17 protein-coding genes and 1 riboswitch are annotated in these 24,660 nt (G+C 33.7%); of the genes, 11 read left to right on the top strand and 6 right to left on the bottom strand.

What is annotated here, in order from left to right:
* Positions 1-18: 18 nt before the first annotated feature.
* Positions 19-6,030, bottom strand: a complete 6,012-nt coding sequence (locus ABI549_RS01365; protein ID WP_348074650.1) for a fibronectin type III domain-containing protein — start codon at positions 6,028-6,030, stop codon at positions 19-21.
* Positions 6,031-6,204: 174 nt separating this feature from the next.
* Here ABI549_RS01365 and hflX point away from each other — a divergent pair, with 174 nt between their 5' ends.
* The 4 genes from hflX (at position 6,205) to ABI549_RS01345 (ending at position 11,863) form a co-directional block, all read left to right on the top strand.
* Positions 6,205-7,437 carry a GTPase HflX gene (hflX, locus tag ABI549_RS01360; RefSeq protein ID WP_348074649.1) on the top strand — a complete coding sequence of 411 codons (1,233 nt, stop codon included), beginning with the start codon at positions 6,205-6,207 and terminating at the stop codon, positions 7,435-7,437.
* A 37-nt stretch (positions 7,438-7,474) separates the two neighbouring features.
* Positions 7,475-8,686, top strand: a complete 1,212-nt coding sequence (locus ABI549_RS01355; RefSeq protein WP_348074648.1) for a TCR/Tet family MFS transporter — start codon at positions 7,475-7,477, stop codon at positions 8,684-8,686.
* A 42-nt stretch (positions 8,687-8,728) separates the two neighbouring features.
* A complete protein-coding gene (locus tag ABI549_RS01350; protein WP_348074647.1) occupies positions 8,729-9,481 on the top strand; it encodes a UDP-2,3-diacylglucosamine diphosphatase in 753 nt (250 codons plus the stop codon).
* Between the two features lie 39 nt (positions 9,482-9,520).
* Positions 9,521-9,615, top strand: a riboswitch (TPP riboswitch).
* 85 nt (positions 9,616-9,700) lie between these two features.
* The gene (locus ABI549_RS01345; RefSeq protein WP_348074646.1) at positions 9,701-11,863 is read left to right on the top strand and encodes a TonB-dependent receptor; all 2,163 of its coding nucleotides are present in this window, start codon (positions 9,701-9,703) and stop codon (positions 11,861-11,863) included.
* Positions 11,864-12,056: 193 nt separating this feature from the next.
* Here ABI549_RS01345 and ABI549_RS01340 read toward each other — a convergent pair whose 3' ends face one another.
* Complete coding sequence (locus ABI549_RS01340; protein ID WP_348074645.1) at positions 12,057-12,446, bottom strand: hypothetical protein; 390 nt, start codon at positions 12,444-12,446, stop codon at positions 12,057-12,059.
* Between the two features lie 72 nt (positions 12,447-12,518).
* Positions 12,519-12,938: a hypothetical protein gene (locus ABI549_RS01335; protein ID WP_348074644.1), complete on the bottom strand. Its 420-nt coding sequence runs from the start codon at positions 12,936-12,938 to the stop codon at positions 12,519-12,521.
* A gap of 164 nt (positions 12,939-13,102) precedes the next feature.
* Here ABI549_RS01335 and greA point away from each other — a divergent pair, with 164 nt between their 5' ends.
* The 4 genes from greA to ABI549_RS01315 all read left to right on the top strand — a co-directional run bounded on the left by greA (position 13,103) and on the right by ABI549_RS01315 (position 17,349).
* Positions 13,103-13,579 (top strand): transcription elongation factor GreA, encoded by a 477-nt coding sequence (gene greA / locus ABI549_RS01330; RefSeq protein WP_091475959.1) that lies wholly within the window; start codon positions 13,103-13,105, stop codon positions 13,577-13,579.
* Positions 13,580-13,677: 98 nt separating this feature from the next.
* Positions 13,678-14,067: an HIT domain-containing protein gene (locus tag ABI549_RS01325; RefSeq protein ID WP_348074643.1), complete on the top strand. Its 390-nt coding sequence runs from the start codon at positions 13,678-13,680 to the stop codon at positions 14,065-14,067.
* Between the two features lie 64 nt (positions 14,068-14,131).
* Complete coding sequence (locus ABI549_RS01320) at positions 14,132-16,045, top strand: S9 family peptidase (protein ID WP_348074642.1); 1,914 nt, start codon at positions 14,132-14,134, stop codon at positions 16,043-16,045.
* A 116-nt stretch (positions 16,046-16,161) separates the two neighbouring features.
* Positions 16,162-17,349, top strand: a complete 1,188-nt coding sequence (locus ABI549_RS01315) for a C1 family peptidase (protein ID WP_348074641.1) — start codon at positions 16,162-16,164, stop codon at positions 17,347-17,349.
* A gap of 872 nt (positions 17,350-18,221) precedes the next feature.
* On the opposite strand, the gene ABI549_RS01310 is transcribed toward ABI549_RS01315, so the two are convergent.
* Together ABI549_RS01310 and ABI549_RS01305 are read right to left on the bottom strand one after the other, a co-directional pair.
* Complete coding sequence (locus tag ABI549_RS01310) at positions 18,222-20,261, bottom strand: pitrilysin family protein (RefSeq protein ID WP_348074640.1); 2,040 nt, start codon at positions 20,259-20,261, stop codon at positions 18,222-18,224.
* A gap of 9 nt (positions 20,262-20,270) precedes the next feature.
* Positions 20,271-21,596: a pitrilysin family protein gene (locus ABI549_RS01305; protein WP_348074639.1), complete on the bottom strand. Its 1,326-nt coding sequence runs from the start codon at positions 21,594-21,596 to the stop codon at positions 20,271-20,273.
* A gap of 223 nt (positions 21,597-21,819) precedes the next feature.
* Here ABI549_RS01305 and rplU point away from each other — a divergent pair, with 223 nt between their 5' ends.
* The 3 genes from rplU (at position 21,820) to ABI549_RS01290 (ending at position 23,392) form a co-directional block, all read left to right on the top strand.
* Entirely contained in the window at positions 21,820-22,497 is a 678-nt protein-coding gene (rplU, locus tag ABI549_RS01300; RefSeq protein ID WP_348074638.1) for a 50S ribosomal protein L21, read from the top strand.
* 30 nt (positions 22,498-22,527) lie between these two features.
* Complete coding sequence (gene rpmA / locus ABI549_RS01295; RefSeq protein WP_011964306.1) at positions 22,528-22,788, top strand: 50S ribosomal protein L27; 261 nt, start codon at positions 22,528-22,530, stop codon at positions 22,786-22,788.
* Between the two features lie 154 nt (positions 22,789-22,942).
* Entirely contained in the window at positions 22,943-23,392 is a 450-nt protein-coding gene (locus ABI549_RS01290; RefSeq protein ID WP_348074637.1) for a 6-carboxytetrahydropterin synthase, read from the top strand.
* A gap of 77 nt (positions 23,393-23,469) precedes the next feature.
* Here the strand turns inward: ABI549_RS01290 and ABI549_RS01285 are convergent, their stop codons facing one another.
* Positions 23,470-24,648 (bottom strand): acyl-CoA dehydrogenase family protein, encoded by a 1,179-nt coding sequence (locus ABI549_RS01285; RefSeq protein WP_011962518.1) that lies wholly within the window; start codon positions 24,646-24,648, stop codon positions 23,470-23,472.
* Between the last annotated feature and the right edge of the window lie 12 nt (positions 24,649-24,660).

The following is a 24,660-nucleotide window of genomic DNA, read 5'->3' as shown; positions in this document are numbered from 1 at the left end:
ATCTACCATTATTTTTAATTATTTATTAATGTAAATCCAACCTGTCTTAGTCTCTCCATTATTTTGATCTATCACATAATAGTACGTACCGTCTGGTAATTCATGACCATTCTCAGATTGTCCATTCCATTGGTTAGTATAATTAGCTAAACTATAAACTTTCTTTCCGTATCTATTAAAGATCTCTAATTGTTTTACGTTTAACCCTCTTAAATCAAAATAATCATTATCCCCATCTCCGTTTGGAGAAATACCCCTTTGTATAGTACATACTGAACTTTCAACAACAAATGATTGAGAATCTGAACAACCTTCAGGTATTGTGTTAATTGTTACTGTAAATGTTGTTGGAAAAGTTATTGATGGGTTATTTCTAACATAATCAGAAACATTAAATGTATTATCATTTGTTCCAACTACAGTACCCGATCCGTTTGTCCAAACATAGGAAACATTACCAATTCCTGGTGTAAATGATCCATTTATAGGAGATGCCGTCAAAATATAATTTGTACCTACACATTCTCCATTTGTTCCAATTGGAATATCTATTGTGTCTAGAGTTACATCTATTTGATGAGTTGTTGTACAACCTAAATTATTAATAGCTACTGAATAAGTACCATAGTTTGTAACATTTATAGAACTTGTTGTTAGTGAAGCATCTACAGTTCCATTATAACTCCATGTGTAAGTTATTGTTGGATCAGTTAATGAAAAATTTGTAGGCACTACTGAAAGTACTGCAGTCTCATTAAGACATTTAACAGTGTTGATCCCTGATAATGTAAAACTCGGAATTGGACTAACTGTAAACGCTAATGATAATGGTATAACATTCGTACATCCGTTAAGCATTATTGTTACAGCATAAGTTCCTGTTGTAGTTACTGGAACAGTATTTGTCGTTCCTGCAATAGGATTCCCATTTAAAGTCCAGGAATAGGTAGCACCAGTAGTATAATTTGTTGGTGTCACAATTATAGTTGCCGAATCATTACTACAAATTGTATTGTCCGCATCCGATGAAGCTATTGTTGCTGTTGGATTTTGATTAATTGTAATACTTGCTGTTTCTATAATCTGAGGACAACCATTTGTAGCAGGAATTGTATTTGTTACAACATACGTTCCTGCGGTACTTGCAGCTAAATCTACATCGCCAGTAGCTCCATTTATAACTAGACCTGTTGTAGAAGTGAATGCTCCTGCAAAACCACCACCTATAAACGTTGGAGACGCAGTTCCTACATTTTGACAATACGGAGAACCAATATAGTTAAAGGTTGCAATTGGTAATGTTGTAATTGTTATTGTATTTGTAGATACAACAATTCCACAACCTCCCGAAGCTGCAATTGTATTTGTAACTGTATAAGTACCTGGTGTACTAGTTGTCAAATCTATAACTCCTGTTGTAGGACTAATTACTAAACCTGTTGTTGAAGTAAACACTCCCGCAACACCACCACCAGTATATGTTGGTGAAGCGTTACCTCCATTTTGACAATATGGTAATAAACCATAGTTGAATGTTGCAACTGGTAATCTTGTTATAACTACCGAAGTAGTTGCTAAAAATGTTGGGCAACCAGCAACTGATGCAATAGCATAGTTTACAGTATATGTACCAGGAGTACTTGTACTTGGATTAATTGCTCCAGTAGTATTGTTAATAGTTAAACCTGCTGGAACGGCATAATAATTACCGCCTGCTGTACCTGTTTGTGTTACATTTTTTATAACAGTATCATTACTACAATAGACTGGTGCGCTATATGCTATAGTAGCATTTGCTGGTGCAGATATCTTAATAAGCCAAGTAGATGCTGATGTTGTACAACTACCTGCACCTACAATAGTATTAGTAACAGTATAAGAACCTAAAGCACTTGCTCCAATATTTATTTCCCCAGTTACTGGATTAATTACTAAACCTGGTGTAGAGCTAAATGTACCAGCCGTACCACCTGATTGAAGAGTTGGAAAAATATTTGCACTATTCTGACAGAAAAATGATCCTGGATAACTAAAGTTAGTATAAGGACAACAAAAAGTCGGAATTGGGCCTGATGTTTGAGTAATTCTTACAAAACCTTTATCTTGAGAATAATTTGTAATCATAAGAACATAAACTTGTCCAGCAATTGCGCCATTTACAGTAAATGTTTCTGTAAATGCGGCAGAAAAACTACAAGTAAGACCTGTAGGAGGCGCATTAGTTGTACTTATAGCACCACAAGCTGCCGATGTACTAGCATAAGGACCCCAAGCTGCAAAATCGACATCTAAACCTGTCCCTGTAAATGTATTATTACTATTTTGTTCTAAGAAAAAGGTATAATTACCATTTGAAGGTATTGTTAAGTAATAAAAAGTTGGCGCTGGCGCACTTCCCAAACATCCAACAGTAGCACTCGTAGTAGAATATGGACTCACGGGATTGGGTAACGTAGGAACTCCTACATTATTAGGTATTATAATTGGAGCTATAGCACATAACGGCAATGCAGTAGGACAAGTAATTTGGGTTGTTCCTATACATAATTCAAATTGTATCGTTGAAGCAGTTGTTGCTGTAGAGTATACTCTTACATAATACGTTTGACCAATCGTTAATCCAGTTGTATTGTTTGCTTCTGTTGCGGTAACACAACCTCCAAATTGTGTCATTGCGCCACAACTACCTGTGTACAAGGCATATTGCAACCCTGTAGGATTTGTAGCATAATTTACACCTAATAATGAAATATGATGCGTGGTTGATGTAGCAGTAAAATGGTACCAAACATCATCGTTATCTGCTGTTGCTCCACAAGAATTAGCTTCTGGTGATGCAGTAGCTGCATTAACAGTTCCTAAAACTGTTTGTAAACAATTAGTGTTTTGATTTACAGGCGCAAGTATAGACCCTATACATTCGTCATTTATAAGTAAAGTAGTAAAGTTTTTAGGTCCGTTCCAAAGACTAACCTCTGTAGCAGAACAACTTGCTCTCACATAATATTCATAACAAGTACCAGGAAGTAATCCTGTAGTTATATAAGGATTTGTAGTTGCTGTAGTCCAACCTGTAGATGTAGCTGTTGGAGCTGGAGATCCACAAGGCAAAACCAAAACTTGCCATGTTGTAGCTTGGCTACCATTAGGGTTTAATGGTTGGTTCCAACCTAATATTGCTGTTGTTTGTGTTATATTAGAAACTGTTAACAATTTTGGTTTAGCACATGGTGGTGGTGGCCCACAAGTCACATTAGCACTCCAACCAGCTGCTGTACCACTAGTATCACTTCTAAATCTAAAAGTTAAACAACCATCTGTACTTGATGATGTAAATGGCCCTGGAATTGCAGTACCCCAATAAGATCCAGCCAATCCTCCAGGTACATTTCCTGCAGGGTTTGTGCTAGCTATTTGCGGAGCAGCAACTGAATTTCCGTCAAAAACATATAATCCGTCCCATGTTGCTTCAGTATCGAATGATGTAAAAGTTACCGTAACAATATCACCAGGATTAGTTGGACATATTGTAATAGTTGAATTTTCACTATTTCCGTAAATTGCAGTAGGCCCTCCAGTATCGAAGAAACCTCCTCCACAACCTGGTAATGTAGTTGCATTTTTTACTGGAGACCATGGTCCAGTATCAGTTGCCGAGCAAACACCTCTTACATAAAAATCATAACATGTACCCGCATTTAATCCAGTCATTACAAAAGGATTTGTAGGCGCAGGAACCCATCCCGTAGATACTCCTGTTGGCGCTGGAGATCCGCAAGGTAATGCAATACAATTCCATGAAGTTGCAGCCCCAACATTTGTCCATCCCACCGTAACTGTAGACGATGTAATTGCTGTAGTTGTTAATGTTGTTGGTGCCAAACACGTTGGCAATGTTGTAAACGTTTTAACAATCGACCAGTTACTACTGCCTGTAGCACAAACTGCTCTTACATAAAAATCATAAGTTGTATTTTGTGTAAGTAGAGTAACATTAAGAGGATTTGTTGAAACTCCAGCATAAGTTGGAATTGATGCCGATGTAGGCGCAGGAGAACCTGTAGGGACTAAATAAACATCCCAAAGCGTTGATCCGTTTGCTGTCCAACCTAATCTTGCAGTGGTTGTCGTTATTAATGTTGCTGTTAAATTTGTTGGATCTAAACATGCTGCCTGACTACAATTAAATGAAGTTGCATACAGCTGACCTAAAGACAATACCGTTGCTGGTTTTGTATATATAGTTTGTAAAAAAGGAGCATTATTAATTATTGAAATATTAACCCTCGTAGGAACTGTACCTACTACAGTCCATACCAATTCAAAAGGATAATTTTGACATAAAGTTACTGGTACATTAAGAAGGGTTCCTGTTGTAAATTGTGGACCTAAAGTCGCTACAACATAACCATTTTGTCTAACTTCCATTCTTGCACCAGACCATTGTGCAGTTGTTGATTGTAATCTAAATGTATAAGTACATTGATCTACAACTTCACAAATATTAGTTCTAAATAAATATGGACCAGCCCAAGGACTAAAAGTTCCATTCCCACAATCTGATCTTACCCAATATTGATATGCTGTACCTAATGTTAATCCTGAAACACCAAAATTAATATTTGTATTAGTTGTTACACCTGGTCCTGAAGGGATTGCTGAACCTGCTGGTTGCACAGCTACTTGCCAAGATGTTGCTGTAGGATTAGTCCAAGACAAATTTGCCGTACTTGTTCCTATAGTATTTGCTGTTAATGCTGTTGGTGGTGCACAAGTTACTGGTTGAATAACTAATGTATAAGGTGTTGACTGTGTTGTTGCATTTGTTGAAATAACAAAAACATATGTTTGACCTGCAACAACTGCTAAACTCGGTATAACTCTAGGAGCAGCGGTAGTATTAGCAACACCTGTTCCTAAACAAGTTACCCCAACATTTGCACAACCATTATAAACAAAAAGAGAAGAATTAGTGTTTGTTGGCGTCATTGTTACGCTTATATTTTCAGTCGTTGTAGCTGTATAAGAATAAAATACCTCAAAACCCTGAAGATAATTTGTTGCTCCACCCGCACATCCTGTACCTTGTGGAACACTTACATCATTACCATATAAAATAGTATCACTACTGTCACTATATGTTGAACTACCTATTATAATAGGCGATATACAAATTGACCCCAAAGGTTTTGTAGAAAACAATAATGATACCCAAGCACTATTAACTCCGCCTGAACAAAGTGAACGAACATAAAAAATATAATCAGTCCCTGGATTAAGCCCTGTTGCCGCATATGTTGTTGCTCCAGTAACTACTCCAACCCCTGTTGGTGTTGAAGCTACTGGAAGAACTTCTATTTCCCATTGTGTAGCGCTTCCAACGTTTGTCCAGTTTAAATTCGCAGAAACTGAAGCTAAATTGGTTACATTTAAAGATGTTGGGTCCAAACATTGCTGAACAACACTAACATCATCTATTAACCATCTGTCTCCTGTAGTTGGACCTGCCGGTTGTGTATTAACCTTCACAAATGCAATATATAGTTGTGTTCCTGCTGGATAAGCAGCTAAACTAACTATTTTTTCTTCATAAACAAGAGGAGAAGTATTAAGTGTTATATCATTCCAAGACTGCACTGTAGTATATGCCGCTTGGTTAGTCTGACTTGCATTTGTAGATACTCTAATTTCGTAAATAGTCCCATTATCTGGCACAATTGTTTGCCTAGTAAAAAAACGTAACTGGGCATTGGTCGTCACTGTAATCTGAGGAGATACCAACCAATCTTGGGAAGTATTTCCTGCACCCACATTTTCACGATCTACTATGGCTGCTTTTAACCCAGAGTGCACTCTTGTTGGGTCTGTTGTTTCAGTCCAGCTAATTGCTGTACCAACTCCATTATCTAAAACCGCCCAGTTACCTGGAGTTGTAGGTGGAAATGTTGCTCCTTCAAATCCTTCATTTATTTGGGAAAAACCCAAAAAAGGAAGAATCATCATGAAAAATGATAAAATAATTTTTTTCATAGTTATTAATATTTTGGTTATCTGGTATATTCAATCCCCAAATATAGAAAAAATTAACAATTGTATAACAATAAACGATAAAATGTTGTTTATTATCGACAAAATAAGTCTTACGATGAAAATAATTAATGTTTTCTTAATTTCAATTGTGTAAATTTGTACTTTATTAAAAATATGTTAGAAAAAGAAATTATAAATTTTGAGAAAAGTATCATTGTTGGTATTGTAACTCAAAATCAAAGTGAAGAAAAGCTTAAAGAATATCTAGATGAATTAGAGTTTTTGACTTTTACAGCAGGTGGAGAAGTTGTGAAACGTTTTTCTCAAAAAATGGAACGTCCTAATCCTAAAACATTTTTAGGAACAGGAAAAATAGAGGAAATTAATCTTTATGTTAAAGAAAATAATATATCAACTATTGTTTTTGATGATGAATTGACTCCTTCACAACAAAAGAATATTTCCAAAATTATAGATTGTAAAATCCTTGATAGGACCCATCTTATCTTAGATATTTTTGCTCAAAGAGCTGAAACATCTTATGCAAGAACTCAAGTAGAATTAGCACAATGTATTTATTTACTACCTAGACTTTCTGGTATGTGGACTCACTTAGAACGTCAAAAAGGAGGTATTGGAATGCGTGGTCCTGGAGAAACGGAAATAGAAACCGATCGCCGAATTGTTCGTGACAGAATAGCTTTACTTAAAGAAAAAATAAAAATCATAGACAAACAACAAGCTACTCAAAGAGGAAATCGAGGCGCAATGGTTCGTGTGGCTTTAGTTGGCTATACGAATGTTGGAAAATCAACCTTAATGAATGCTGTTGGGAAAAGTGATGTGTTTGTCGAAAACAAACTTTTTGCTACTCTAGACACAACCGTTAGAAAAGTAGTCATTAAAAATCTGCCTTTTTTACTTTCTGATACCGTAGGATTTATTAGAAAATTACCCACACAACTTGTAGATTCTTTCAAAAGCACGCTCGACGAAGTTCGTGAAGCAGACTTGCTTTTGCATGTAGTTGATATTTCTCACGACGATTTCGAAGATCATATCGAAGCCGTAAATAAAATTTTATTAGACATAAAAAGTGCAGACAAGCCTACAATTATGGTTTTTAATAAAATTGATGCTTACAAACATCTTACTATTGACGCTGATGATTTAATGACCGAAAAAACCACTAAACACTATACCCTCGAAGAATGGAAAAATACTTGGATGAACAAACTAGGGAAAAACAACACCTTATTCATCTCAGCAACCAATAAAGAAAATTTTGAAGAATTTCGTGAAAAAGTCTATGAAACCGTAAGAGAAATTCACATTACGAGATTTCCATATAATAAATTTTTGTATCCTGACTATAAAGATGCCATCGAAAAAGACGACGAAATATAGAAACTAGTTTGTTGTAAAATTAAAATCAAAAAAATTGATGAAAAATAAAAAATCGGCAGCCATAGGTTTTATTTTTATAACCATGCTTATCGATATCACTGGATGGGGAATTATTATCCCCGTGATTCCAAAATTAATCAAAGAACTTATAAATGGTGACATTAGTGAAGCTGCAAAATATGGAGGTTGGCTTACTTTTGCTTATGCAATAACTCAATTTGTCTTTGCTCCATTAGTAGGTAACTTGAGTGATAAATTTGGGCGAAGACCTATTATACTTATATCTCTTTTAGGTTTTTCGTTAGATTATCTTTTGTTAGCGTTTTCCCCAACAATCACTTGGCTTTTTATTGGGCGAATATTGGCTGGAATTACTGGTGCTAGTATTACAACTGCCTCAGCTTATATTGCTGATGTGAGTACGCCTGAAAACAGGGCTAAAAACTTCGGGATGATTGGGGCTGCTTTCGGATTAGGCTTTATCATTGGCCCTGTTATTGGTGGGTTTTTAGGACAATACGGTTCTCGCATTCCATTTTATGCAGCTGCAATTTTATGTATGGTTAATTTTTTATACGGTTTTTTCATTTTACCTGAATCTCTTAGCAAAGAAAATAGAAGAGAATTTAATTGGAAAAGAGCAAATCCAATTGGAGCAATTCTAAATTTAAAAAAATATCCAAATCTCATCGGATTAATAATTTCCATATTTATCTTGTACGTTGCTTCTCATGCTGTACAAAGTAATTGGAGTTATTTTACCATGCTCCGTTTTAATTGGGATGAAAGAATGGTAGGCATCTCTTTAGGCGTTATTGGTCTTTTGGTAGGAATTGTACAAGGTGGTTTAATTCGTTGGATAAATCCAAAATTAGGAAACCAAAAAAGCATCTATGTAGGAATGGCATTATATACGATAGGTATGTTTTTATTTTCATCGGCAACACAAGGATGGATGATGTTTGTATTTTTAATTCCTTATTGTCTAGGAGGTATTGCTGGTCCGGCTTTACAAGCTGTCGTTTCTAGCCAAGTACCGGCTACAGAACAAGGAGAAATACAAGGAACATTAACTAGCTTAATGAGTGCGTCTTCTATTATTGGGCCTCCTCTTATGTCTAGTGTTTTTTACTTTTTTACACACAAAGAAGCACCTTTTCAGTTTCCAGGAGCCCCATTTGTTTTAGGAGGGATATTAATGTTTGTGAGTACAATTATTGCCTACTTTTCGTTTAGAAAGTATAAATAAATTTTCTAAGTAATTCTTATCTTTACAAAAACCAGTATTATTATGACTCTTTCATCATCTAAAAAAATATACTTTGCCTCCGACCAACATTTGGGTGCGCCAACTCCTGAAGCTAGTTTTCTTCGAGAACAAAAGTTTGTTGCTTGGCTTGACGAAGTAAAACAAGATGCCGAAGCGATTTTTTTATTAGGCGATTTATTTGATTTTTGGTTTGAATACAAAACAGTTGTGCCACGAGGTTTTGTTCGAGTTTTAGGCAAACTAGCCGAAATTCGTGACAGCGGAATTCCTATTTATTTCTTCGTAGGAAATCATGATTTATGGATGGGTGATTATTTCGAAAAAGAACTAAACATCCCTGTTTATCATACAACTAAAGAATTTATTTTCAATAATAAAACTTTTCTTATTGGTCACGGAGATGGTTTGGGCCCTGGCGACAAAGGCTACAAACGCATGAAAAGAGTATTTACCAATCCTTTTTCTAAATTTATTTTCAGATGGTTGCACCCAGATATTGGTGTAAAACTAGCGCAATACTTATCGGTAAAAAACAAATTGATTTCGGGCGATGAGGATGTTCGTTTTCTAGGTGAAGACAACGAATGGTTGGTGCAGTATGCTAAATACAAACTACAAACTAAGCATTATGATTTCTTTGTTTTTGGCCATCGTCATTTACCCATGGAGATTCAAGTAGGAGAAAATTCAAAATATATTAATTTAGGCGACTGGATTGGTTATTTTACCTATGGTGTTTTCGATGGAAATACTTTCGAGCTTAAGAAATATTAAAAGAAATTTGTGTAATCTATCTTTAAAAACTAATTTTGCAGCGTCTCAAAGGGGTGCTCTAAATAACGAGCTGAGATTATACCCAAAGAACCTGGGCAAGTAATGTTGCCAAGGGAATAATGACAAAAACTAATGTGCACGTTAGTTATGTCATGGAAACATCAATTTATTAATTTAAAAAAAGAATAATTCCCCCTTTTATTCGTAAAATCTTTACGAATGAAAAATTTATTTAATTACAAAAGCTTTTTGCTTTCCATCAGTCTTCTTGCTTTTAGTCTTTCTTATTCTCAAGAAGCAGACACTACAAAAACAAAAAAACTAGACGAAGTAATGGTGCAAGCCACTCGTGCCAACGAAAAAACACCAGTTACCTTTTCTAATTTCACAAAAAAAGAAATCACAAAAAGAAATTTAGGTCAAGATATTCCAATTTTGATGAACTTTTTACCATCAGTCGTAACCACTTCCGATGCTGGAAATGGTGTTGGTTACACCGGAATTCGGGTGCGTGGTTCAGATGCTACTCGTGTAAATGTAACCATCAACGGGATTCCTTACAACGATTCAGAAAGTCATGGAACTTATTGGGTAAACATGCCCGATTTTGCCTCTTCGGTTGAAAGTATTCAGCTGCAACGAGGCGTGGGAACTTCTACAAATGGAGCTGGTGCTTTTGGTGCCAGTTTAAATCTATTAACCGAATCTGACAATGCATCAGCTGGTGGAGAAATTTCAAACTCATTTGGAAGTTTCAAAACAAGAAAACATACGGTCAAATTCAATACAGGATTAATGAATGATCACTTCGAAATTTCAGGAAGATTGTCTAAAATTAATTCCGACGGATATATTGATAGAGCAAAATCTGATTTGAAATCTTATTTCTTGCAAGGCGCATACATTGGTAAAACCACAAGAATTAAAGCATTGGCTTTTGGTGGAAAAGAAATCACGTACCAATCATGGAATGGCTTAGAGGATTTAGATAAATTAGAAAATGACAGAACATACAATTCTTCAGGAGTTTTTACTGACGAATTTGGCAATACTCGTTTCTATGACAATGAAGTAGATAATTACCAACAAGATCATTATCAGTTGCATTGGAACGAGAAAGTCTCGGAAAAATGGAATACAAACTTGGCGTTTCATTACACAAAAGGAAAAGGTTTTTATGAAAATTATAAAGAAGATGCTAATTTTGCTGATTATAATTTAACACCAGTTGGACTAGCAACTACAACTGATATTATTCGTCAGAAATGGTTAGATAACGATTTTTATGGTACTACATTTTCTGCAAATTACAAGAACGAAAAACTATCGATGATTTTTGGTGGAGGTGCAAACAAATATGAAGGAAAACATTTTGGTAAAGTAATCTGGGCAAGACTGGCTTCTACAAGCGAGTTGGGAGATCATTATTATGACAATTATGGGATAAAAACAGACGTGAATATTTTTGCAAAAGCAAATTATCAAATCATAGAAAAACTGAACTTTTTTGGAGATTTACAAGTCAGAAAAGTAAATTATAAAGCCAACGGTGTTCAACCAACATTAGTTAATCAAACTTTCGATTTTTTTAATCCAAAAGCAGGTTTAACATTTGCACCAAACGAGAAAAACAATATTTATTTCTCTTATGCTAAAGCCAATCGGGAGCCAAAACGTGAAGATTTTGAAAATCAAAATGTAAGACCTGAAAAACTAAACGATTTCGAATTAGGTTGGCGTTTTGCAAATGCAAAAACAAAATTAAATACAAATGTTTATTACATGCGTTACAAAGACCAACTGGTACTTACAGGCGCACTAAACGATGTAGGAACTCCAATTGCAGAAAATAGCGGAAAAAGTTACAGATTAGGCCTTGAAGTTGATGCAAAAATAGAAATTACAAATAAGTGGTCGGTTCAGCCAAATGTGGCTATTAGCCAAAGTAAGAATCAAGATTTTTATTTTCAAAGAGATGGTGTTTTGCAAAATCTAGGAGAAACAAATGTTTCTTATTCTCCACAAATTATTGCTGGAAATATTTTAACTTTTTCACCATTAAAGCCTTTGCAAATCTCATTGTTATCTAAGTTTGTAGGCGAGCAATTTATGGGAAACATTGATTCAGAAGCATCTAAACTAGATAGTTATTTTATTAATGATTTGAATATTACTTACGAAATAGAAACTAAAAAAGTGTTTAAATCGATAGTGATTTCGGTTTTAGCGAACAATGTTTTAAACAGAAAATATATTTCAAATGGTTATTTTTATACTTACGACGACAACTCTATTCCATCAAGTATAAAAACGATTGAAGGTGCTGGATATTACCCGCAAGCAGGTGCGAATATTTTAGCAGGTTTAACACTGAAATTTTAGTTTTATTGAGTTAATATTCAAAAATAATCGCGCTAATTAGTACTAATTAGCGCGATTCTTTTTTTAAATTTACGAGGTTGCAAACTTAGGAACAGATTATTTTCTGTTAAAGAGAAAAATTCTTACGAAGCGTGAACATGAATTTAATACAAAATTTGAATTTGTGCGAAACAACTGTTAGCAGCTGGATTATTTATCTCCAAAATTTATATTCTTTTGTGATTTCTTTCGAATCTTTCAAAATAATTTCTTTCTTATCTCTTTTTACTATTTTAAATTTCAAAGTGTCTGTATTTTTTTCAACCAATAAATATTCTACGACGTTTTTTTCAGTTTCATTTACTTTATAAACAGAATCTATAATATGATATTTGAAAATATCTTCAGAATTGAATTCCATTTTTTTAAAGAAAGCTATTTTATTTTCGCGAATACTTATTCCATTTAAAGTATCTGACGAATCTAACCATTCTCCATTTCCGAGATTTTGATTTGAATTTACTTTTGAAAACTTCAAAATTTCTTCTTTGCAACTTAAAAGTAATAACGAAATAGATATAAATAATAAAGAATATTTTTTCATTTTATAATTGTATTAGTTTATTGAATTTCAGCGTTTTGTGAAAAATAACTTCTAACTTTCTATGATTTTGAATTAATTATAAACCCTCAAATTAGCACCACTTACCTCAACTCTATATGATTTTAATGGATATTGCCCAGCGCCAACTCCTGTATAAAGGCTATATTCTACATTATCGCAAGGACATTTTCCATTAATTCCGTTTATGGTAAGTTGTGAACAATCACTCGGATATTGGTTAGGACAACTAGCTTCGTAAGCGCGATAATCATCGGTTCCTACTTTCATCATGATAATTCCTTTTACTCCGGCTCCCGCATTGGTAATCAAAACTGGATTGCTAGGAAAATTAAGGTTGCTATAAGAAGGCAAACTCGTATTTATAACTACCGAAAAAGAATAATTAGGCAAGTACGGATTCTCGTTTACAACCTTGTCTTTGTGGCAAGACAAAGTAAAAATTGCTATTATTATGAGGAAATATGGTTTCATTTTCAAATTTTTTTAGTCTATATTGTTAGAACAAATTTAATTTAATTAACTTTGTAATAGTATGATTGTCATATAAAATTACAAACTGAAATAAAAAATAATATCTTTGCCGAAAGAAATCCCGTCGCGATGGGATTTTTTCTATTTATATAAACGAATAAATTATGAGTACAGTATCTTATTATACAGCCGAAGGATTAAAAAAACTAAAAGACGAATTAGAGCAACTTAAAGCAATAGAACGCCCAAAAGCATCGGCAGACATTGCAGAAGCAAGAGACAAAGGTGATTTGTCTGAAAATGCCGAATATGATGCTGCTAAAGAAGCACAAGGTCTTTTAGAGTTGAAAATCAAAAAAATGGAAGAAGTATATTCTAATGCTCGTTTAATTGATGAATCTCAGTTAGATGTTTCAAAAGCATTGGTTTTATCTCATGTGAAGATCAAAAATCAATCTAATGGCATGGAAATGTCTTACCATTTAGTTGCCGAAAGTGAAGCAGATCTTAAAACAGGTAAAATATCTGTAACTTCTCCTATTGGAAAAGGATTACTAGGAAAATCTGTTGGAGAAATTGCCGAAATTACTGTTCCTAATGGAACTTTAAAATTTGAAGTCTTAGAAATTACAAGAGATTAATTTAGATTATTCGATTTTTAGAAAGTTAGATTTTTAGATTAAAATTTAACGGAAAGTCTAATAATCTAATAATCCAGAAATCTAAAAATCTAAAAAAAATGTCAAGTATTTTTACCAAAATAGTAAACGGAGAAATTCCTTGTTACAAAATTGCAGAAGATGACAATTTTCTTGCCTTTCTCGATGTAAACCCGAATGCAAAAGGGCATACTTTGTGTATTCCGAAGCAAGAAATAAACAAGATCTTCGATATAAACGATGATTTGTATTTGGGATTGATGGCTTTCGCCAAAAAAATCGCAATCGCCTTAGAAAAATCGGTTCCGTGCAAGCGAATTGGTATGGCAGTGATAGGATTAGAAGTTCCTCACGCTCACGTACATCTTATTCCGCTTAACGAAATGGACGAAATGCGTTTCGTGAAAAAAGTAAGTCTAACACAAGAAGAATTTTTAGCTTTGGTTGCAACCATTCAGGGAAATTTATAAATTTTATTTATATCAAACCATCAGTAATTACTGATGGTTTTTTAATTTAATAAACACACATAACATGAAAAAAATACTGATTTTAACACTATTCACAATGAGTTTAAACGTTGTTGCACAAAACACAATGTCCCCAGAATTATTATGGAAACTAGGACGAGTTACAGCTTTAGGGATTTCTAAAGATGGAAAAAACGTAGTATATAGCGTTTCGACACCATCAATAGAAGAAAATAAATCGAGCTCTAAGTTTTACACCATTCCTGTAATTGGCGGAAACGCAACAGAAGTAACAGATACTAAAAGCTTATTGTCAGACAAAAACATTTCTCCCGACGGAAAATATCTTGTTTATAATGAAGAAGTAAAAATTGATAAAGTTCACGGAAAAGATTATTATCCAGAATTAGAAAAATCGAATGTTCAAATATACAATGGTTTAGATTATCGCCATTGGGACACTTGGAACGAAGGAAAATTTAACCATGTTTTTTACAGTGGCGTTCCTGCGGACAATGTTCGACTAGCTGCTCCTATTGATATTATGGCTGGTGAGAATTTCGATTCACCACAAAAACCATTTGGTGGCGACGAAGATTATATTTGGTCACCAGACAGCAAAAGCATTTTGTATGTGTCTAAGAAAGTAGCTGGGACAAAATATGCTATTTCGACCAATACTAATATTTACGAATACAATCTTGAAACCAAAAAAACCAGTAATAGAACCGAAGCCAATTTAGGTTACGACACCAATCCAGTTTTTTCGCCACAAGGTAATTTAACCTATTTGCAAATGAAACGCGATGGTTATGAAGCCGATAAAAACGATATTATTGTCGATTTTAAAGGAATGAAAATGAACCTAACTGCAAATTGGGACAATTCGGTAGCTAGTTTTTCTTGGAGTAAAGACGGTAAAAAAGTATATTTTCTTGCAGCAATAGATGGAACACAACAATTATTTGAAGTTAATTTTCCTGGTGTAACAAGAATTGCTATTACGGTAACACAACTTACTTTTGGCGATTTCGATGTGCATGATATTGTAGATATCACTGCCGATAATGCGATTGTTACAAGAACAGACATGAATCACGCATTAGAAATTTATTCATACAACTTAAAGAAAAAAACATGGTTGCAACTCACCAAAGTAAACAATGACGCATACGCTAAATTGGCTTTGCCAAAATACGAAAGACGTTATGTAACTACTACCGATGGCAAAAAAATGTTGGTTTGGGTGATACTTCCTCCTAATTTTGATGCTACTAAAAAATATCCAACTTTATTATATTGCCAAGGAGGACCACAAAGTCCGTTGACACAATCGTATTCTTTCCGTTGGAATTTCTCTCTTATGGCATCGCAAGGATATATCGTTGTAGCACCAAACAGAAGAGGAATGTATGGTCACGGACAAGCTTGGAACGAGCAAATTTCTGGTGATTGGGGCGGACAAGTGATGCAAGATTATCTATCGGCGATAGACAATGTTACTAAAGAAAAATATGTAGACAAATCTCGTTTGGGTTGTGTTGGTGCTAGTTACGGCGGATATTCTGTGTTTTATTTAGCAGGAATTCACAATAATAGATTCAAAACTTTTATCGCACACGATGGTGTTTTCAATACCCAAAGTATGTTTGGTACAACCGAAGAAGTTTTCTTTAACAACTGGGATTTTGGTGGTGCATATTGGGAAAAAGACAATAAAATTGCACAACAAACCTATACTAAATTCAATCCTATAAATTATGTAGAGAAATGGAACACACCCATTTTAATCATACAAGGCGGAAACGATTTTAGAGTGCCAATCGGTCAAGGTCAAGAAGCATTTCAAGCAGCACAATTGCGAGGAATAAACAGTAGGCTTTTATATTTCCCAGAAGAAAATCACTGGGTATTGAAACCACAAAACGCACAAGTTTGGCAAAAAGAGTTTTACAAATGGTTGAAAGAAACATTGTAATATAAAATCCCGATTCATTCGGGGTTTTTTTTCTTAATTAAAACCTAAATTGTTGTTAAATTAGAAAATAAGAAAGAACATTTTTTAATTTTACAAACCATTAAAAAACAAAAATTATGAATACAATTAAATCCCTATTTATAGCGACTTCATTAATTGTGGGTGCATCGAGCTTTGCACAAGACAATTTAGTGAATTCATTAAAAATAAATGCGAGCGAAAAAAGCAAAGAAGCTTTCAAATTTACAGATGTTGTGAATATCGAAAACACATCGATAAAAAACCAAGGTTCATCTGGAACTTGTTGGAGTTATTCGGCAAACTCATTTTTAGAATCAGAAATGATCAAAATGGGTAAAAAACCAGTAGAATTGTCTCAAATTTTCTCAGCACGTAACGCTTATGTAGAAAAAGGAAGAAATTACGTTCGTATGCATGGCGCAGTGACACTTGGTGACGGTGGCGCTTTTCATGATGTAATGAATATGTATCGCAAGTATGGCGCTGTACCACAATCTGTTTATACAGGTTTAAATTACGGAACCGACAAAAACAAATTTGGCGAAATGGCAGCTTTAGGCGAAGCTTTATTAGCAGCAGTTGTAAAAAATCCTAACGGAGAACTCACACCAAACTGGGAAAAAGCCTATACAGCTGTAATTGATTCTTATTTAGGACAAACACCTAAATCTTTCGATTACAACGGAAAAAAATACACACCAGAATCTTTTGCAAAAGAAGTAGTAGGAATTAATGCCGATGATTATATCGAAATTTCATCTTTACAAGAATATCCTTATTATTCGAAATTTGTGTTAATGGTTCCAGACAACTGGGCTTTCGACCAAGTATATAACGTAAAAATTAATGAACTAACAGATGTGATTGACAATGCATTAAAATCAGGTTATTCAGTAGCTTGGGGTGGCGATGTGAGTGAGAAAACATTCAGTTGGAAAAATGGAGTCGCTTTTGTTCCTGAAAAGAAAATGGAAGACATGACACCAGAAGAAAAGGCAGATTTATTTAACGGCCCTAAAAAAGAAGCCGTTGTTACTGAAGAAATGCGTCAAAAAGCTTTTGATAATTATACCACAACTGATGATCACGGAATGCATATTGTAGGTTTATCTAAAGACCAAACTGGTAAAGAATATTATATCGTAAAAAACTCTTGGGGAACAACAAACGACTACAAAGGTTATTTATATATGACAAAAGAATTTGTAAAATATAAAACTACTGATATCATGCTAAACAAAAAAGCACTTTCGCCAGACATGGCTAAGAAGTTGAAAGTTTAGTTTTTAAATAAAATATTACAAAGTAAGGAGTGTCTAGATGACGCTCCTTTTTTTATATAACCTCTCTTAATAAAATTATTTGTATCACTACATTTAAAAACAATATGCTTTGACTTCCTTTAACAGTTTAATTTTGATAAAACAGGTATAAATACTTGATTCTAGCTAAGGGCTTTTTTGTGTTTTTGGAAACAACAACATAAAATATGAAATGTAGATTTTTATGTTGTTGAAATTAAAAAACAACCATTAAATACTAAATAAAATGAATTAGCCACAACAAATTACAGATGCATGGAGCACATGGTACAGACAGTAAATGGAACTATACCGAAAGTTCTAATTATGGCAATCAAGGAGATCTTGATAATTATCATCAATACTAGGTAAGTACAGTCAGTCCATTATTTGTGATGGCAATCGGGTTATAGTTTTTTTGGAGAGATATTTCTACTACGGCTAAAGGATATTTGCTGGAAGTCAGAGTACTAATGTAACAGTCTATACGAAAACAATCTCTGTTAGGCATACACCAACAACATTTCTTCAAACAAAATTCTTTCTGCTGAAAATATTAAACTAAATAAAATAGTGCAATGGCAGGTAAGGAATTAATTTATGCTTTTAACGATCTGTCATAAGATTTTATAACTATCCAGATTATGACAGGCGGCTTAAAGTCACTTACTACGATTTACCGATTAACACCCTTTTACTCATTACATTCGATTAGTAGGACGAAGCTGAATTGGATATTAATACTAAATTCATTCTTAACTATATTTAAAAAAAGGGTTTAACTTTAATTAAAAAGTTAAACCCCGTTATTTTAAACCTATACAGTTTTTAGGACAGTATATATTTAAACTAGTTTATTGAAAATCAGCATCTGTAACACCTTCATTTACTTTAATCTCTGTAGTAGTTAGTTCTATATCTATTCCTACATTCATTATTGTTTTATGTGGCATTTTTACTCCTTTTACATCTTTATAATCACTAAAGCTTGAATTTTGAGTCATTGTCTGTCCATTTGCTTCACGAACTTCTGAAGCTCCAATTTTTAGCCCTGTTGTTACATCATAAAAATAGGTTTTTTTTCCATCTTTTATTCCGTATGCATCTTTACCTTCAATAGATTGTATAGGTAATAGCGTTACACCTGCTTTTGTTGCTAGAGTTAATTCTGGGAACGGTTGTGCTTGAGATCTCATTTCAGTTAGCATATCTCCTTCAAGAACTTTACGTTGTCCTTGTTGTTCCATATAACCAGTTTTGTCATTTACCATTTGCTTCATCATCGTCATTCCCATTGCATTCATTTCGACTAATAACTTACCCGCAGATGTTTTGACAGACAATTCCATTGGCATACCTTGTATGGTCGCTGTAGATTTTGAAAATGTTGTTTTTATATCTTTTACAGCTTTTTCTCCACCTATGGCTGAAATATATTTATCCAAAACAGACTTTACAGTTACTGATGCATCTACTTTTTTAGTTACAGGCTTCTCTACTGGATTACCATATTTGTCGAAGAAAAACATTGGTATTTTTGTTTTTTCTAATCCAGGTAGTACATCAGAACCTTTTCCTACTACTATTATTCTTAGATTATCTGCTAAAAAATATTTTTTAGCCACTCTCATAATATCATCAGCCGTTACCAAGTTTATATTCTTAATATAGTTTTCGTAGAAATCTTTTGACAAACCTTCTTTTTCAATGTTTAAAGCATATCTAGCTACCGTTTCTGGCTTCTCTACTTGCATCACAAATTTACCCACATAACCTGCTTTTACGTTGTTTAAAACTTCATCAGTTACTTTTTCAGTTCTTATTCTTTTAATTTCTTTAATCGCTTCAACAACAGAACTATCTGTTACAGCATTTCTGACTTGTGCATTGGCTTTAAACTTAGTTGACACATATTTATTAAAACCAATATTAGAGTAAGAACCATAAGTCCAGCCATGTTTTTCACGTAAATTCATATTCAAATACCCATTAAAATCTCCTCCAAGCACTTGATTGGCAAGAATTAAAGGAAAAAGATCAGAATCTGACATTTTTACATTTATAGTATTTATTATCGATATTTCCGATTGTACTGCATTTGGCATATCTATAAAGTTAATTTGCGAATACTGTACATTTTTAGGATTCGAATAACTTACGTTTGGCGCTTTTGCACTTACCCAATTTGAAAAAAGAGTCTCAACTTCTTTTTTTACATCTGCTAGTTTTACATCACCAAGGACAACTAAATAAGCATGCTCTGGAACAAAATAAGTATTGTAATTTACTTGAATGTCTGCCAAAGAAATATTTTTAATAGATTCTTCTGTCAAATATTCTCCTGATGGATGGTTTTTCCCAAAAGCCAAAACATTTTCTACTCTACCAGCTACAGCTGTAACACTTTTTTCTTGAGATTTTAAAGATTCTATTAATTTATCTTTTTCTTTATCAAGTTCTTCTTGTGTAAAATTAGGTTGCAATAATCCTTCCGCTGTAAGTTCTAATATTCTTTTGGCGTATTTAGAAAGTCCACTAGCAAAAGCGCCAGTAGGAGCGAAGCTTATATCTGCTCCTAGGAAATCTATTTCTTCATTAAAAGCGTTTTTTGGTGTTTTTGTTGATCCGTTACCAATTAGTGCTCCCAACAAATCACTCACTCCTTTTTTAGCACCTTCGGTATAGGGTGCATTGTCTGTAGAAAGGCTAAAAGAAACTCTAGGAAGCTTGTGGTTCTCTACAACTAGTACCTTTAATCCGTTTGACAAAGTAAAACTTTCAGGTTTTTTGATATTAATTGTTGGTGATGGTCCTGGTTTGGGTTGTGTTCTGTCTTGTGCTTGCATCATAACAGTTAGTAACAAACTTGATATTAAAATGGTTATATTTTTCATATTCATTATTTATTTTTTGTCAGCTTTTGCTGGAACGTAGTCTAAAATTAATCTTTGATTTGGATTTAAATATTTTTTAGAAATGTCTCTAATTTCTTCTGGAGTTATAGATTGGTACATTTCATTTTCGGTATTAATTAAATTAACATCACCATACAATAAATAATATGAAGCTAAATTAGAAGCAATTCCTTCTACATTAGCATTGTCGTTTACATAATTACTCTCGTATTTGTTTTTAAGCTTTTCTAATTCTTTATCAGAAATTAATTCTGTTTGTAGCTTTGTAATTTCTTCATCAACCTCTTTTACTAAATCAGAAATTGTGTTTTTTCCTTGTGGTAAACCATATATGATGTATGTACCGTAATCTTCCTGACTGTTATTGAAGGCACCAATTTGTAGTGCCATTTTCTTATCATCAACAATTTTCTTATATAACCTAGAGCTTTTTCCGTCACTCAAGATGGTTGATATAAAGTCTAAAACTCTTGAATCTCTCGTTTTCATTGATGGAGTTCTGTATGCAGTTATCATCATTGGGATTTGAACATTTGAATCTTCAAAAGTTGCTAGTATTGGTTTTGTAATTGGGTCTTCTACGAAAGTTTGTCTTACAATCGCAGGGCCTTTACTTATAGATCCAAAATATTGTTGAATCCATTCTTTAGTTTGTGCAATATTGCTAATATCTCCAGCAACGACTAAAACGGCATTGTTTGGGATATAAAACTTTTTGTTAAACGCTTGAAATTCTTCTAGTTTTGCCGCATCTAAATGTGCCATATCTCCAATAGTAGTCCAACGATATGGGTGCTTAATAAACATATTTTTCTTTACTTGCGCCATTAGTTGTCCGTAAGGTCTATTGTCGTAACTTTTTCTTTTTTCCTCTTTTACAACTTCATTTTGAGTGTCAACTCCAATTTTATTTATTACAGGATGCATTAGTCTTTCAGATTCCATCCACAATCCTAACTTTAAACTATTAGAAGGAAAAACTTCATAGTAATAAGTTCTATCATCGGTAGTATTAGCATTGTTTACACCACCGTTTCCAGAAACGATTTTAAACCATTCCCCACGTTTTATATTTTCGGTACCTTCAAATAAAAGATGTTCAAAAAAGTGAGCAAATCCAGTTCTATCTGATTGTTCGTCTTTTGCACCTACATGGTACATTACAGATGTAATTACTACTGGCGCAGATGAATCGTTATGTAAAATAACGTGAAGCCCATTGCTCAAATCATATTCCTCAAAAGCAACTTTTTGAGCTATAGCATTCCCTCCTAGCATAAGCATTGAACTTAAAGTGATTAATGATTTTTTCATAAAAATTTATAAAATGTTTGTTGATTTTGACTATTTGTATTAAAACAGTCATTCTTGTTACATCAAATGTACTTTATTTTAAAAAAAAGTTGAATTGTTTTTAACTTAATTTTATAAAAAGTTGAAATTCTATGAAATTAAATATTTTTTTACAGGCAACTTGCTTGTTTCATAAATAGTTGTATATTTGCAGACTTAAAAAAATTAACTAAACATTATTGTTATGTACGCAATCGTAGAGATAGCAGGGCAACAATTTAAAGTAAGCAAAGACTTAAAGGTTTATGTTCACCGTTTGACTAATGAAGAAGGATCAAAAGTTTCTTTTGATAAAGTTCTTTTATTAGACGACAATGGCACAATCACTTTAGGCGCCCCAGCTATAGAAGGTGCTTCAGTAGAAGCTAAAGTGTTACAACACTTAAAAGGAGACAAAGTAATTATTTTCAAAAAGAAAAGAAGAAAAGGTTACAAGAAAAGAAACGGTCACAGACAGTATCTTACTCAAATTGTAATTGAAAGCATTTCAGCTTCAGGTGCTAAAAAAGCAGCTCCAAAAGCAGAAAAAGTTGCAGCTCCAAAAGCAGAAAAATTAGTAGATGCTCCTGTGGCAGAAGCTAAAGCTCCAAAAGCTAAAGCTGCTAAAGCTGATGATTTGAAAATTATTGAAGGTATTGGACCTAAAGCTGCTGAAGTATTAGTTGCTGCAGGAATAGATACATTCGCAAAATTAGCTAAAACTAAAGCGGATAAAATCAATGCGATTTTAGATGGTGCAGAAGCTAAAGTACAACATTTAGATCCAACTACTTGGGCGCAACAAGCACAACTTGCTGCAGATGGTAAAATGGACGAATTAAAGAAATTACAAGATGAATTAAACGGTGGTAAAGCTGTTTAATTAATTATTAACTTATAAAACCAAAACGTCATGGCTCACAAGAAAGGTGTCGGTAGTTCGAAAAATGGTAGAGAATCAGAATCAAAACGCTTAGGTGTTAAGATTTTTGGTGGTCAAGCTGCAATAGCAGGAAATATCATTGTTAGACAAAGAGGTTCTAAACACAATCCAGGAGAAAACGTTTACATGGGTAAAGATCATACTTTACATGCAAGAGTTGCTGGATTAGTGAAATTTCAGAAAAAAGGTGAAAACAAATCTTATGTTTCTGTAGTTGCTTTCGAAGCTTAGTCTAAGCTAACTTATAGTTTACAAAACGTCCAAGAAATTGGACGTTTTTTTTATAAAAACAAACCGCTAATTCGCTAATTTTAATTATTAATAAAATCAGCGAATTAGCGGTTAATACTTTTATTTAATACCTTTGCGTACAATTTGATTTTTTATGAGCAAAATAAGAATTACCAAGCAATTTAGTTTCGAAACCGGTCATGCTTTATATGGTTATGACGGAAAATGTAAAAATGTACACGGGCACAGCTACAAACTTTCGGTAACAGTTATAGGAATACCAATTTCTGATAGAAATAATGTGAAATTTGGAATGGTAATCGATTTTTCTGACTTAAAAAAAATTGTAAAAGAAGACATTGTAGATGTTTTTGACCACGCTACTGTTTTTAACGAAACTACACCTCATGTAGAGTTGGCAAAAGAACTTAAATCTCGTGGACATGAAGTGATTTTAGTAGATTATCAGCCTACAAGTGAGAATATGGTAATCGATTTTGCTGAAAAAATAAAGAGAAGACTACCAGAATCTATCAAATTATATTCTTTGAGATTACAAGAAACTGAAACTTCTTTTGCAGAATGGTTTTCAGATGATAATTAATTTAAATGATAATTACTAAAAACGAAAAAGCTGTCTAAAATTAATTAGACAGATTTTCGTTTTTATAATCGTGTATTTTATTTAAAAGCGGGAATTCCTGTAATATCCATTCCAGTAATAAGTAAGTGAATATCATGAGTTCCTTCGTAGGTAATTACACTTTCTAAATTCATCATGTGACGCATGATAGAATATTCTCCAGTAATCCCCATTCCACCAAGTATTTGACGTGCTTCACGAGCAATATTTATTGCCATATCTACATTATTTCTTTTTGCCATCGAGATTTGAGCAGTTGTTGCTCTTCCTTCGTTTCTTAAAACTCCTAAACGCCATGTTAACAATTGTGCTTTGGTAATTTCGGTAATCATTTCGGCTAATTTCTTTTGTTGTAATTGTGTTCCAGCGATAGGTTTGTCGAACTGAATACGCTCTTTTGCATAACGCAATGCAGTATCATAACAATCCATTGCAGCACCAATTGCTCCCCAAGCTATACCGTAACGAGCTGAATCAAGACAGCCAAGTGGGGCACCCAATCCAGATTTGTTTGGTAATAAGTTTGCTTTAGGAACTTTTACATTATCAAATATTAATTCACCAGTTGCCGAAGCGCGTAGCGACCATTTGTTATGAGTTTCAGGAGTAGAAAAACCTTCCATTCCTCTTTCTACGATAAGACCGTGAATTCTTCCTTCTTCATTTTTTGCCCAAACTACAGCGATATCTGCAAAAGGAGCATTCGATATCCACATTTTTGCACCGTTCAATAAATAATGGTCTCCCATATCTTTATAATTGGTAATCATACTTCCTGGGTCTGATCCATAATTTGGTTCAGTTAAACCAAAACAACCAATGAATTCTCCAGTAGCTAATTTTGGTAAATATTTCATCCTTTGTTCTTCATTTCCGTATTTCCAAATTGGATACATTACTAATGAAGATTGTACTGATGAGGTAGAACGAACTCCAGAATCTCCACGCTCAATTTCTTGCATGATTAATCCGTAAGATATTTGGTCTAATCCAGCTCCGCCATATTCTACAGGAATATAAGGACCAAAACCACCTATTTCGCCTAAACCTTTTACAATTTGTTTAGGAAATTCTGCTCTTTGTGCAAAATCTTCAATAATTGGAGATACTTCTTTCTTAACCCATGCACGTGCAGCATCACGGACTAATTTATGTTCTTCAGACAATAAGTCATCTAATAAGTAATAATCAGGAGATTGGAATAAATCTGGTTTCATTTTGATGGTTTT

This window comes from Flavobacterium sp. (assembly GCF_039932285.1).
Taxonomy (GTDB): Bacteria; Bacteroidota; Bacteroidia; order Flavobacteriales; family Flavobacteriaceae; genus Flavobacterium.
This window is presented reverse-complemented; position numbering and strand designations above follow the sequence as displayed.